This window comes from Halovalidus salilacus, from assembly GCF_031852275.1.
GTDB classification, from domain to species: Archaea; Halobacteriota; Halobacteria; order Halobacteriales; family Natrialbaceae; genus Halovalidus; species Halovalidus salilacus.
In genome coordinates this window covers 3,235,057-3,248,405 of sequence record NZ_CP134700.1, presented here as the reverse complement: position 1 = coordinate 3,248,405, position 13,349 = coordinate 3,235,057, and the positions used below count along the sequence as shown (strand labels likewise).

12 protein-coding genes and 1 pseudogene are annotated in these 13,349 nt (G+C 56.1%); 3 read left to right on the top strand and 10 right to left on the bottom strand.

What is annotated here, in order from left to right; translation table 11 throughout:
* The first annotated feature begins 61 nt into the window (after window positions 1-61).
* Entirely contained in the window at window positions 62-337 is a 276-nt protein-coding gene (locus tag RJT68_RS16035; protein ID WP_407037539.1) for a helix-turn-helix transcriptional regulator, read from the top strand.
* On the opposite strand, the gene RJT68_RS16030 is transcribed toward RJT68_RS16035, so the two are convergent.
* Together RJT68_RS16030 and RJT68_RS16025 are read right to left on the bottom strand one after the other, a co-directional pair.
* The gene (locus RJT68_RS16030; protein WP_407037538.1) at window positions 327-527 is read right to left on the bottom strand and encodes a hypothetical protein; all 201 of its coding nucleotides are present in this window, start codon (window positions 525-527) and stop codon (window positions 327-329) included. The two genes, RJT68_RS16035 and RJT68_RS16030, sit on opposite strands and share 11 nt — an antisense overlap.
* A gap of 396 nt (window positions 528-923) precedes the next feature.
* Window positions 924-1,409, bottom strand: coding sequence for a hypothetical protein (locus RJT68_RS16025; RefSeq protein ID WP_407037537.1), 486 nt, complete (start codon window positions 1,407-1,409; stop codon window positions 924-926).
* A gap of 682 nt (window positions 1,410-2,091) precedes the next feature.
* On the opposite strand from RJT68_RS16025, the pseudogene RJT68_RS16020 reads away from it, so the two are divergent.
* Window positions 2,092-2,768 (top strand): annotated as a pseudogene (locus RJT68_RS16020) (IS6 family transposase).
* A 44-nt stretch (window positions 2,769-2,812) separates the two neighbouring features.
* On the opposite strand, the gene RJT68_RS16015 reads toward RJT68_RS16020, so the two are convergent.
* From RJT68_RS16015 to RJT68_RS16000, 4 genes are all read right to left on the bottom strand, one after another.
* On the bottom strand, window positions 2,813-3,634 hold the full coding sequence (locus RJT68_RS16015) for a class I SAM-dependent methyltransferase (protein WP_407037536.1): 822 nt from the start codon (window positions 3,632-3,634) through the stop codon (window positions 2,813-2,815).
* A 67-nt stretch (window positions 3,635-3,701) separates the two neighbouring features.
* Window positions 3,702-4,001 carry a DUF4242 domain-containing protein gene (locus RJT68_RS16010; protein WP_407037535.1) on the bottom strand — a complete coding sequence of 100 codons (300 nt, stop codon included), beginning with the start codon at window positions 3,999-4,001 and terminating at the stop codon, window positions 3,702-3,704.
* Between the two features lie 183 nt (window positions 4,002-4,184).
* Entirely contained in the window at window positions 4,185-5,012 is an 828-nt protein-coding gene (locus RJT68_RS16005) for a helix-turn-helix transcriptional regulator (RefSeq protein WP_407037534.1), read from the bottom strand.
* Window positions 5,013-5,968: 956 nt separating this feature from the next.
* Window positions 5,969-6,775: a class I SAM-dependent methyltransferase gene (locus RJT68_RS16000; RefSeq protein ID WP_407037533.1), complete on the bottom strand. Its 807-nt coding sequence runs from the start codon at window positions 6,773-6,775 to the stop codon at window positions 5,969-5,971.
* A gap of 617 nt (window positions 6,776-7,392) precedes the next feature.
* Here RJT68_RS16000 and RJT68_RS15995 point away from each other — a divergent pair.
* Window positions 7,393-8,223: a hypothetical protein gene (locus RJT68_RS15995; RefSeq protein WP_407037532.1), complete on the top strand. Its 831-nt coding sequence runs from the start codon at window positions 7,393-7,395 to the stop codon at window positions 8,221-8,223.
* Window positions 8,224-8,882: 659 nt separating this feature from the next.
* Here RJT68_RS15995 and RJT68_RS15990 read toward each other — a convergent pair.
* The 4 genes from RJT68_RS15990 to RJT68_RS15975 all read right to left on the bottom strand — a co-directional run bounded on the left by RJT68_RS15990 (window position 8,883) and on the right by RJT68_RS15975 (window position 13,195).
* Complete coding sequence (locus RJT68_RS15990) at window positions 8,883-9,740, bottom strand: PAS domain-containing protein (protein WP_407037531.1); 858 nt, start codon at window positions 9,738-9,740, stop codon at window positions 8,883-8,885.
* 41 nt (window positions 9,741-9,781) lie between these two features.
* On the bottom strand, window positions 9,782-11,023 hold the full coding sequence (locus tag RJT68_RS15985; RefSeq protein ID WP_407037530.1) for an RNA-guided endonuclease InsQ/TnpB family protein: 1,242 nt from the start codon (window positions 11,021-11,023) through the stop codon (window positions 9,782-9,784).
* 420 nt (window positions 11,024-11,443) lie between these two features.
* On the bottom strand, window positions 11,444-11,833 hold the full coding sequence (locus tag RJT68_RS15980) for a hypothetical protein (protein WP_407037529.1): 390 nt from the start codon (window positions 11,831-11,833) through the stop codon (window positions 11,444-11,446).
* A 501-nt stretch (window positions 11,834-12,334) separates the two neighbouring features.
* Window positions 12,335-13,195 carry an IS5 family transposase gene (locus RJT68_RS15975; RefSeq protein ID WP_407037528.1) on the bottom strand — a complete coding sequence of 287 codons (861 nt, stop codon included), beginning with the start codon at window positions 13,193-13,195 and terminating at the stop codon, window positions 12,335-12,337.
* Window positions 13,196-13,349 lie beyond the last annotated feature (154 nt).

Genomic DNA, 13,349 nt, shown 5'->3' with positions numbered 1-13,349 from the left:
TCATTGAGGATGGTGGGTTGCACCACCTCCTTTTAAGCTGGTGTTGGACACAGGACCTGATATGTACGATTTGACCGGGTTTCAGCGTGACCTGTTGTACGTTGCTGCAGGACTGGACGAACCCCACGGCCTGGCGATCAAGGACGAACTCGAGACCTACTACGAGAAAGAGATCCATCACGGCCGCCTCTACCCGAACCTAGACACGCTCGTGGACAAAGGTTTGCTCGAGAAAGGGGAGCTCGACCGGCGCACCAATTTCTACACTGTGACGAAGCGTGGGACACGGGAACTCGAGGCGCGACGTGACTGGGAGAACCAGTACGTCAACCTTTGAACTGCAGTAACAGAAATCGATCTCCGTCGACTTCGAGGACGCCGATCCCGAACTCACCGAGCGGGTGTGGCAGTTCGCCGCCGATCGCCTCCTCGAGTACGCTGCTGGTCCGTAGGATGTCCTCGAGGGTCTCGGTTGCCTTGGTGGAGAAGGGGGTTGAAAGGGATGTGAGTGCCTGGCCAGGTGGCATTATGGCCGGCGGACTACCATTACCCATAGCCACTAATAATAACAAACATTCCGGCAATGAATGTCGGAGAATGCAACCCACTGGGACATCCATAAACGGTGGACGGACCGAGGAACGTGACGACGTCCACGATGGTGGTGGAGATGAGTCAGGGATGGGGTTTACGGACTACGGCCGTCGCCACGTTCAATCCTTGCAGGGTGCCCGGAGCAGGGAGGCGGGTTACCCCGCGTATGACGGTACAGCCCTGGTGGGGTTGAAGCGACCGCTGGTCATCGTCGAATTGATCGTCCGTGGGTTTCAGACGAACTTTGCGGGGTTGAAGCTCGACTACCTTACCAAACCACACGCCACGAGTTTCAGACGAACCTTCAAGCTCGCCAGGTCGTGATACCGTCACCAGCCGCCGGGTAGCGAGAGGATGAGCCCTAGGACCGTAAGTGGCAAAGCGAAGATCCCGGCGTACCAGATGCCGCCAGCGATGAGCAGTAGCCAGGTGGAACGGCCGTACCCCGTTGGATCCCAGTCAATCCCTAGGCGAGGAAGTCCGAGCACCCCGAAGAGTGGAATCCCAATGCAGTAGCAGAGAGTGAGCACCATGGTCGCACCGAGTATCGGTGGTCCCCAGATCTCGTCTACCCCAAGGGACGCAATCACCGCGGTGATCCCAAGGATGTACGGCAGCGATGCGACAATTCCGACGACCACGTACGTCAGAACCATCGATTCGAAGGGCGGTACGTGTTTGAACAGGGACCGAATCCGTTCAGACGCGAGAAACGGCGACCAACAGATCGTTGCCACTACACCGGGAACCACGAGAGATACGGCAATAACGAGCCACCCAAGCGCCTGCTCGGCAAGCGTCTGAAGGACGGCCATGTCAAGTCGCGTGACTGCCAAGGATAACTATCTTCTGTTATACTTGTTAATGTCGTCTAACTCAAATAGCCTGCTCAGCCGTCGTTTCATCCGTCATTGCTTAAGAATCGATATCCGTCTTTGAGTAACCCTTCGCCAGACACCAATGCTACAGACAGTTCGAACCGTTGTTGGGGTTGGAGCACGACCACGCCGATGAACTCCCCGACGGCTGCATCTGACCGCAGCGGGCTTTCGCCGGGTACCGGGCGATGCATTGGGCCTACCGGACGCTTTCGCGGCGCACTGACAGAGTAAATCTGCGACCGTAGCGCAGTGAAGATGTTCACCTTAGCGGCCAGTAATAATTTTCGATAACTACACTAATTGTCTTACACACACCTAGGGACGAAAGCATTTGTTTAAGCAGCGAATCAGGTCGGTCTTGGCACCTCTCGCCCATCCGTTCACGCGTGATTCTATTTCATTTAACGAACCGCTATGTCTAACCAAACGTTCACGTGCTTACGGTCACGCTCTTGGCGTGGGCACTCTGGACGGCATTCACCGGAACCCGAGATCCTAGCACGAACTTCGGCAGTGTCGCGTTCTTCAGTCTCTGGTGGTCGACGGTCATGCTGGTCAGTTTGGCCGTCTAGTTAGGCCAGTTTGAGGAACGAGCAGGTCGTGGAGTGAGGTTGGAATGAAGCTCGCAGACATGCTCAGCGAGTGCTACGCGGCGGAATTTGATGAATGTTGGGTGCGTGAGCGGACGGCGACGCCCGTCAGAGTGTTCGCCGTCCGCCTTCACGCAACCGGATGTTCGATTCGAGAGATACAAGCAATTCTTCGCTTGCTCGGCGTAGAACGCTCTCACCAAGCAATCTGGCACTGGGTATATCGGCTTGCTGACAGCGTGCCAGACCCGCCGATGGCGAAGCCATCGCGGGTCGCGGTTGATGAGACCGCTGTCAAGATTACCGGCGATTGGTCTTGGGTGTACGCTGCAATAGACCTAGACACGAGGCTCATTCTTGATGTCGCAGTGTTCGGACGACGAGGCACCGATCCTGCCGCTGCGTTCCTGCATCGTTTAACCGAGAAACACGATCTCTCCGAAACGGTGTTTCTCGTCGATGGTTACGTCTATCTGACTGCCCTCTCTCGGTTAGGGCTGAGCGGTCAGCTCAACGAGGTGACCGAAACCTGATCGAAAAGTGGTTTTACACCCTGAAGAAGGGAGTTGACCGCTTCCATACTTCATGGGTGGACAGTCGGGCGAGCGTCAGAGAACAGCTTGAACAGTTCGCACACTACTATAACACACAACGACCGCACCAATCACGTAACGGACAGACGCCAGCGGAGGTGCTAAACTAGACAGTGTCGGCTGAGCAATCCAGTCGATGATCGTTCGTTTCGAGTTATTTTTTAATTGCAATGGTTTGGAGATACCGGTTCTCGACAATTGCGGTCCCATCCGTCGCCCGATTGTATCGCCTCATGACGGCCTTGAGATCGTTTAGGAAATTCTCCTGGTCAGCAGGATCGATCTCCTCAAGTGCCCGGATCGTTGGTCCGAAGTACGTACTGAACACCTCCACAGCATGGTCGATCGACCGGTAGTATTGGAGTGCCGTCCGTTGTTCATTCTCGATCGATAGAACATCCGTCTCGAGTAGCTCCTCAAGGCCCTCCTCTGTTCCCCAGCGAAGCGGTGACTGGACGCCAGGAGGTGGAGACGCGTACCGAGAATGAGCAGCAAACCAGTCGCCGCTCCACCCCTCGGGAATCGGCCCAGCGAGGCCAACTTTGCCTCCCGGTTTACACACACGAAGCAACTCGCGTGCCGCTTGCTCTTGGTCGGCTACGAACTGCACCCCATAGACCGACAGGACTACATCGAATCTGTTGTCGGGAAACGGCATATCCTGTGCATCACCGACACGAAAGTCGATCCGCTGCCCGTTGGCTTGCGCTCGAGTCTTCGCACGTTCGATCAGCCCGGACACATAGTCGATACCCGTAACCTCACAGTACCGGCGCTCTGCAACGAGGGCCGCGGTTCCGCTGCCACACGCGATGTCCAGCACGCGTTGGCCAGGGTGTGGATCAGCAGCTGCACAGAGCGCCTCGGCCATGATTACGTTTTGCCGGGCGATCTCGTTGAAATCGCCAGTCCCCCACGTCTCCCGTTGGCGTTCGGTGACTTCGGCGTAGTCGGTAGATTGGGTCCCGTTGTTCATCGGTTGTACCTGTTTCCGTGTATGGTGGTCATTTCTCTCTGCCCTTCCTCGATTCAGTCGTGGGCTGTTATTCGGCTTCCAGCGTCTTCCCGTGGAGATCGATTTGTGTCACGGGAAGTCCAGCGCGGTCGGCGTGCTCGCGGAGCGCCTCTTCGTTCTCGGCCTGGTAGTGACAGAAGGTTCCAACGACTGTTCCGTCCGGTTTGGTCCGAATGTACGATTTGGCCCACCGGATGCCAACACCCTCGTCGTTGAGATCTTGCAGCACCTCGCCGGCTCCTTCCGCGACAGCGCGAAACGTTTCTTCGGGGAGTGGTTCATCCAGGTTGCGGAGAATCAGAAAATCCTCCAGTTCGGGGTCACTCATATCTGTTCGCCTCCTACAAGAATAGCTACGAGTGCGACGATATTGTAAATACCTAGTGAAATATTTCACTGGGTGAAAGCAACCGTCAGCAGCACCAAACGAGACGGGCAGTTGTTAATTAAAACAGTGCGCATACCAGCGAATGACTATCCCGCTGACTCCAACCGACATCGCCGGATCGTTTCACGGGACTGTAATTCCCTCGGGAACAGGGACGTTCATATCCGTCTCGTCAGCTGGCCGCGCCTCGTCGCGATAGCGCTCGAAGACCGAGAGCGCCCACTCGCGGGCCTCGGGAGCATCCGTGTCGATCCACGCTCGGAGTGCTCTGGAATCCGCGTCGTGACAGCAGATGCCGACGCGATGCTCGAAGATGCCGAACCCACACCGCTTCTTGTCGGGGAGGTTATCGTGGACGAGGACGGTACAATGCTCCATTGCGGCGGCCTTCTCAACCATTTCTGGGTCCCAAGCGACGGTCGCCGCCAACACCTCGGGCGGATACACGTACTCAAATTCCATCCCGTCAAGGACCGCTAGACAGATCGCCTCATTGGCGATCGATTTGAACACCGTTGCCCCAAAGCCACACATCCAATCACTTTCTTCGACCAGTTGAAGCACTCGTTCGACAGGTTTGTAGGGATAGCCAGGACCAGGGTAAGCAATGACGGCGTCAGCGAAGAGTTCCACGGAAAACCCTTCCATTTCGCGGGGGAGCCACCGCCAGACGTCCCGGAGACTTCGTTCCGTTTGCATCGCCTCACGGAGTTCCGCAAACCGTTCGGCGACGTACTCGCCGAGCGGCGTCAATTCGTACGTCGGTCCATTTCGTTCGATCCAACATCGTTCTTCGAACGCGTTCAAAACGCGACCCATCGTCGGGGACGAGGCTCCCGTGACTGCCCGTAGATCGTCCCGGTCGCTTTCTCCGTTAGCGAGTACGTCGAGTACCCCGACGCGGTGTTTGGAGCTGACAACGAATTCGATGTCTTCGATCGAGGAACCCATGTCAAGCATACGCATTGGCGCATAATAGAGTTGCTGGCGTGTCCCCCGACCGTTTTAGACGACTGGTTAGCAATCTTTCTCGAGTAGTGGAAGTGATGAATGTACATCCAATCATTCTCCGATGAGCGAGAAACTCTACGGTTTCTTGCCGATCCGAGATTGATAGCGGTCGTTTCGATTTCAAACGTTAAAACCGAATTCGTAATTGTGTGATGAATACGCACTGTGTATCTAGCAAGCTTCCCTCATTCTATCCAGTAGGGGTAGAAAGCGCGTGCAAGAGACAGAGAATGAGTTCAGCACGACGGACTCGTTGGTTTCCTATCGAAACCAATGAATCATCTGCTCAGTAGTCATTCAAACTTATCTCGGAGCAACAACACAAGTAGATAGAGTATTGGAAATACAAATCCGAATAGAAATACTCCGAGGACCAGCCGTTTTACAGACAGAAAAGGGAAAAGAAGTAATACAAGAATGGCAATCAAGAGTCCGATAATAAGATCCAGTCGAAATATTATTCGCTCTTCATTCATTGACATGCTATGATCAATACCCACACATAAATGTTATTACGCGAGGTGATGTTCGGATGAGAAGTTTTGGTCTACCATTGGCTTACACAGATAGAATTCAGTGCCCCTCGATTACGGTGCTACGCCATACGACATTCGCGCCCTGTATCTTGCAGCGACTCAACTAACTACCGCGGTCTTGTCAGAAGCAGTCTGCAAAATATATCGCCAGTATGCAGCGAGGGGCCGTCGTTTGTTTCACCCCTTAGGCGATGAAACACCTGTTTGGTAGGTGTGCGTATTCGGTATCATGGCATAGTGGGATTCGGGCGGTTGGTATCGGTTGATGCAGAGGAAATGTTTTACAGTCCACGTCATCACAGCTCTGAGGGATAGACAGCTGATCCAAACCGGCGCTGCGGCCAGGTAGTACTATCCGAACTACGAGTTGGGCGTCTCCGGCGTGTTTTCGAGTACACGGCCCACGATGGTGGCTGTTCGCTGAACGAAGTATAAGTCGCCGTCTCGACGTAAAGGACGTGTTCCACTCAGGTCGCGTTCCTCGTCTTTCCGTATCATTTCCCGTACCGTCTTGGCTCGTGATTCCGGTGTCTCCGCGTTGCTGAGCCATGTTTCCACCTCCGGGATGAGCGCCCCCGACCGTACGTCCTCCACTTCGATCCCCTGTTCGGCGACCGTCCTCAGTAGGTCGCTGATTGGGAGTGCCCGCACGTGAGAGGGGTCTCTGAGGCGTTCGAACTCGTTCTGGTAGTTCCCCCTCCGGGTGTGTTCACTGACTACGAGATCCTCCACGGCTATGGTTCCGCCCGGACGACAGACTCGTGTCATCTGCTGAAGGACGTCCGAGGGGTTCTCGAGGTGGTGGAGAGCAAACCGACAGACGACGATATCGAAGGAATTGTCGGAGCACGGGACCGATTCGGCGTCGCCTTGTAGGAACTCGACGTTGTCTACTGACCGGTTGCGCTTCTGCTCGGCGGCGATGGAAAGTGGTGCTTTGGTGAGGTCGATTCCGACGACGTCCTCACACACGTCCGCGAATCCGAATGCGACGTGCCCCGGCCCAGTTGCGACCTCCAGAACACGTGACCGAGGACCTGCACCGGACACTGTCACCAGTCGGTCGATCCGCTCCGAATCCGTTATCGAGGAGTTCCTGGCATAGGCCTCGGCCTGTTCTGTGAACGCCTCGCGCACTGTCTGCTTGTGGTCATCCGTGCCTGGCATGTGACTATCATGGACCGAGAGTGTGCTTAAACAGTTGCGGTCCTGTCACACTCACGGGACGCGTTGAGCCATGGACAGAGAGCGTAGCCCTCGTAGGAAACCTCGGGCCGAGACAGTACTCAGAACGGCAAATCGTTTGCTACTAAATTTCGCCTGTGCCGGTGCCGGTAACGACAGAAGACGACGCCGAACAGCAAACGGTCTGCTCCCAGACGCGCGTCCACGGGGTGTCATCGAAGAATCCCTCGAGTCGTTCGGCGACGTCCCTCGAGAAGAGCCCGCTCGCACCCGCAGTTCGTAGACAGCGGTGTGGCGCTACCCGGCGACGTCGTACCCCTTCTCTTCGACGTAGAACTGGATCGAGCGTTCGATCGCGACGAAGGAGCTCTCGATGATGACGGTGAAGTAGATTGTTTCACTCAAGATGGTGGGTGAAGAAGTCGAATTCGAGCCGATGGGTGCCGAGTTTTGTCCTGCTGTTCGATAAGTGTTGGAGGCGAACATTTATTCGCCCTCGATAGAATCTGAAAACCATGTCACATTTGCCCTCTACTACGTGCCAAGCGAGGATTGGTCAAAGACGGTCAACCAAACACTGGGGGACCAGTTGAGGACTGATGCTCGACTCAAACACCGCCGTCTTCGCCGGTTTGTTCACCCTTCTCGGAGCACTCGCCTTGGTGAAAGCCCGAAGTACGCACACCCGGTACACCAAACTCAACGACCTCACTGACCGAAAGAACACCCGCGACGGCAGTGCAGAGACAGTAATCGAAGGACCGGTAGACGTAACAGAACCCGCTGTTCCTGACAAGGTACCTCCCGAAGAACTGGATACTGAAACACCGGCCGCACTCTGGGCGTGGCGCATCCGCCGCAAAGTGAACAAAAGCGCAGGTGATCGAAACCAGACCAAGTGGGAAACGGTCGAAAGCGGACTCACAGTCGGCGAATTTGACGTTACGGACGGCTGGGAGCAGGTCCGTGTCGACACGTCTTCGCTTACTGACGAGCAAACAGGGTTAATACGGGGTGAGCAAGACCCGTTCGAGGCGGAGAATCTCTACCTGGGAGATCCACGAGAAGATATCAGGCTTGGCGACCCCGACCCGATCACAAAGCGGTTAGAGGACTGGGGAATTATCGGGGATGACGGTATTCTAGGGAATATCGAGTTCACTATCAGCCTCGGTTGGAAGACGATGTCACCTGACCGATATCAGGCCACTCTGGTCCGTGAGAGGGACGAACTACTCGTCCGTGGCGAAGTCGACGAAACCGGGGACGGTTCCGTGCTCCGTGGGACAGAGGAGCACCCGTTGGTTATCGCAACTGGCGATCTCGAGGACACGGGTAAAAAGCTGCACTCGACGGCTCGCAAACAGGCGGCTGTCGGTGTCGGATTAGTTCTTCTCGGCGCTGGATTCGTCGTCAGCGGGTTATTCTGAAAAATGCGCATCTGATGGAAAGGCAGGGGTGGTTCACCGGGGAGTTTTCCCACCAGTTGGATTTCGATCGATTTCGCTTTCACCCAGCGACCGCGTCCGCCCGGCACGACTCATCGAGGACAGCCGCACGCGGGTGTGACTGCACGCCTGTACGCCGGCGCACTCGACTATTTCTGGTCCCGGTGAGAGCGTCGGGTACCGCAGTTCGCCGTGTACAGGCGAGCGCGGCTCGGGGGCCCACACGCTCATGCTCTCGATTGTACACGCGGCGGCGATCCTTCACGACCAACGGAAGAACGGCGACCCGGCGAACCCGAACCCGAAATCGACGTCGGACCACGACCTCCGATAGACCGACGTCGGTCGTGAGTCACCGCTCGACGACCTTGTCACCGACGCCGTCGCGGATCACGTGCGCCCGTCGATTCGGCGGTCCCAAGCCCGACTCGTGGCTCGACCGCTCCGTGCATCACGCGGATACGGTGGCGTCGACGGCGACCATCCCGTCTGCGGTCCAGGGGTCGATTCTCGACGAGTTCGCGAATCTAGGACTCGAGGCCGTCTACCTGGAGTACCGACTCTCACACGCTGAAACTCGTCCGGAACCCTTTCCCGACGCGCGTCGGTGGACTAGACGGCCGTTAGAGGGAAGACGGCCGCTACCATCCAGGGAGTGCACGGCACCCACCTTCCGTTCCGTGCTTTTTCGACACCCGTAGCCTCACAGCGACCGCAACCCGCGGCGCTGGGCTTCGTTCACAATCGTCGTCGCCCAGCAGATTCGAATAGCGAACGAGGAACCAAACCCGTGCTGCCGAGGAACCGTACCTTCTGCCGGATTCGAGCGTTCGCGCGAACGGATGTTCGTCGATCGAAAGCGGCCGACCAGTTTCGTCGTACACCCTCCGATCGGCGGGAGAGTACGTGTCCCGATCGTCCGGAACGCCGAGTATTTCCCTGGCTCGGTCGTTCATCCGCGAGATCTCTCCATCGACATCGAGTACCTGGATCCCGACCGGACTCGTCTCGAGGATCCGCTCGATCAAGTCGCGCTCGCGCTGCAGTTGGCGCTCGCGCTCGTCGAGCACCCGTTCCGTGCGCTTTTGATCCGTGATATCGCGAACGATTCCGACGGATCCTCGAAACTCGCCGTTCTCGATGAGGAGACTCATTCGTAGTTCGCAGACGATCGTCTCCCCGTCGGCGGTCCGGACGGTAAACTCGAGACCGTCGCCCCGACGCTCGCCGCCGGTGAGGCGGTCACTGATCTCGCGTTCGATTCGTTCGAGTTCGTCGTCGTCGAGCACGATCGAGACGTGTTCCCCGAGCAGCTCGTCGCGGTCGTACCCCGTGTACTCGAGGATGACGTCGTTGACCGCGACGAACCGACCGTCGGTGTCGAGCTGGTAAATGCCATCGTCGACCGTGTTGACGAGCGTCCGGTACCGCTCGAGCGCCACGGCGTCACTCGTCGCCCCCCAGAAATCCCCGCCGGTCGACTGTGCCCGATCACTCATGCTACCGTTGTTGCTACTCCATCGCGTGAATCGCCTCGGGGTCAAGCCCCGAGGCTTCCCGTGTCCACGACATGACTTGCAGACACAGACTCGAAGTGAGTCGTGTCCGTAGCGGTCACAGTCTCCACGGGCGTGTCTTCGGGCCATCCCAGCCCTAGCTTAGAAAAGCCTCTCTGCAAGACGTTCATCGCCGCGTTCGAATCCCTGTCCGTCTCGAACCCACAACTCGGACAGGAGTGTTCTCTGACCCAGATGGGTTTCGCTGTTTCCACACCGCACGATGCACACTCTTTGGTTGTGCCTCGTACTTCGACCTGCTTGACGTGACAGCCGTACAGGTCGGCTTTGTATTCGAGGAGCGTGATGAACTGTCGCCACGCCGCATCCTGCTTGTTGCGGGCGTTGTGCGACTGTTCGAGCATCCCCTTCACGTTCAAGTCCTCAACGAATACAGCGTCGTACTCGCGGACGAGCCACGTCGTAATCTTGTGCTGGTAGTCCAGCACCTTCCGCTTGATGTGACGCTTCACCTTCGCCACTTCCCGGCGTTGTTTCTCGTAGTTGTTCGACCCCTCTTCCTTCCGCGACAACTTGCGTTGTTCACGGCGCAGACGCTCGTACTCGTCTTCGAGGTCGAGCCAATCCACAGTCTTCCCATCGCTCGTGTGGATGTAGTTCTGGATGCCGAGGTCAATCCCAACGCTGTTACTTGCGTCAAGCGAGTTCACGTCGCGTTTCTCGGGCAGGTCTACGTCGTCGGTTTCGAGGCCGAACGAGACGTACCACTCCCCGGTCGTCTCCTTCTTGAACGTGACTTCTTTGATGGTGGCTTGCTCAGGAATCGAGCGGTGGTATCGGATTTTGACCCAGCCAATTTTGCTGAAGCGCACGTAGGCGTATCCGTCGCGGCCCCTCTTGTTATCGAGGTCGAAGCCTGACTGATTGTACGTGACGCTTCGGTAGTCGGTGGGTGATTGTCGTTTGAGCCGACCGACGTTGTACCCCTTCTCTTTCTTCTTGCGAAGATTCGAGAGGTTCCAATGGAAGCGTGCGACGGTAGCTTGCGCGGCTTTCGAGTGCAGTTCACCGAACACAGGCCATTTGCGCTTCCACTCGGGGAGTTTGTTGTTCTGATCGTACTCGGACGGTTTGTCGTCCTTCGGGGCTTGTTCGTAGTCCCAGCGGACGTGGTTGTACAGCTGGCGATGAACGTCGAGATGGTGTTCGAGTCGCTCCGCTACCTCTTGTGTTGGGTAAGCGTGGTAGCGGTGACTGTGTTCCATCGCCGTCTCTTGATTAGAGATGTATTCGCTTAATGGTTTGTATCCCTGCGTGTCGGCTTCATCCCCGAGGTCAAGCCTCGGGGTATTCGCCTTGTCCGCTGATAAACCCCGTGCTCTCTTTCCCTCGTCGAGTTAACAGGTGAGTGTAGCCGTCTCGAGAACGGTGCGAGCGTGGCGTATACCACCCTTCTTAGGGTGTGTCACAGCCACCATTCGAGTACCAGTATCTGCACACCGCCAGAACGGTCGGGAAATGGTTCTTATGCAGGAACCGCTTCATGTAGGGTAGACGCGACAGGAGGTCCCACCGATGACATTCCAAGAACGGCTTCGCTCGATAGAAGAGCGGTACGATGTAAATGAGAGCGAGCACGCCCGGGAGCTCGGACCTATTGTCGCAGACCTCCAAGACTAACGCGATTATTCTGCCTTTTCGAGGAACGAGACGAATTCTGCTTTGCCAATGCCTTCGGTAGTAATGAGTTCGTCGTGTCCAGCACGGGTAACAGATTCATTAAGGAAGTTCGTACAGAGTTCGGTATGGACGTTCCCATACTGATTGTAGGCTTCTGAACGGGGGAAATCAAGATCGTACTCAGCAAGAACGATATCAATACCGTTCTTTCGTACAACGGTGTCAGACCCCCCCTCAGCGAGCAACGAGAACGCCGTCGTATTCCGCCGAACCGTGAGGAGCCGCTTTGACTCGGTAATGTACTCGTTGACCCACGTCTTCCAGTCGTACTCTTCGGTCACAAAGTCAGGAAAAGAGAACCCGGTTTCGATACCTTCCAAGTACCACTGAGCCATACTGATCGACGTCCGGTGATTCGCGTTGGGCAGCGCATGTTCCAGAATAAGCGTAGACATAAGCTGCCCCGCGACACCGACGGCGGTACCGGTCCAATCGATGCGTGCGAGAGCGTCGGGAATCTGCCCTAACTCGAGTTGCTTGTAAATTTCGAGCTTCGCTTCCTCCTCAGCTCCTTTTCCTCGATGATCTCCTCGAAGACCTGCAGCAACCGTACTGTAATCGTCCGATTCTGCAGCGACATCTCGTCGAGTGCGTCTTCGAATTTATTGTCAATGTCTTCGATAGTACCGCTCATTCCGCCGTTCGTATACAGTACAAAGCATTCCTCATCGAGATTGTAGTGCTCAATGATCGCATCTCGCCCGGATGTCGTTATCTTATCCCTATCTTGAGTGACATACGCGAGAGAATATCGAGAGTTCTCGGGATGATGGTAGTAGACACAGGCAGTCTACCATCAGAATAAGCGATAGACGGCCTTGTTTAGATGCCTGAATTCATGGCTTTGAGCGGTCGAGCGCGAGTTCGACGTTTCTGACGGCACACTTCAGTACGAGTTCGCGGAACTGACCGAACCACGTTCGAGCGCGGACGATTTCGCCGTATTTTCGCCGCAACGCGAAAAACGTCGATTCGACGTTCGACCGTTGATGGTACGTTGTATCATCAATCAAGATATTACCTGCAACGCCATTCCAGCCAAATTCACGGTGCTTGATCACCGGTTTCACGCCTTCGGCACGAAGTTTCTGACGAAGCAGCCACCAGTCGTAGCCTTTGTCAGCGGTGAGAATACTCACTTTGTCGAGGTTTCGTTTTAACACTTGCCAGCCAATCTGAGAATCGTGTGGTTGTTTCATCGAGCAATGTATATCGAGAATTACACCAGTCTCGCAATCGATCAAGACGGTCGTCTTGACCGCGCGAAACGTGTAATTCGTCCGTTTGGCGTAGTGCTGGCTGGCCGAGATCCGATCCATGCCGGTTGCGTCGATCGCCTGGATCTCACCGGAGTCGTGCAACTCCGCCGACAAACGTAGTAAGACGCGCCAGATCGGCATTTTGAGTCGCTGATACCGGGCGCAGACGGTGGAAAAGTCGGGCAGTTCAGACGGTTCTAGACCAAGAATTCCGACGATTCGTGGCATCTCGTAGAGCACATCCAGCAACCGCCGATACGGATGATCGAGATACTCCCGAAGACCATGCAGAGCGACGATTACCCAGTCTGCGTAGCCTCCTTCACCGGGTTGAAACGCTGGATCCGGCTCTCCAGCGACGGCTTTTTGAGCGAGCGAGACAACTTGTCTCGTGAAGCGGGCGAGTTTGCTGGACACAAATTCGCCTTCTCGCTTCATTTCCTAGAACGTTCGACAAGTAGCGACTCTTGCTAGAACCCTAGAACTTACTAGTGAAGGTTCCTCCGCAGAGATCTCGAACGTCTAAACAAGCCCGCGATAGACCGAATTAAAACACACTACATCCGAAAAGTAGTCGACGGATCTCGCCTGG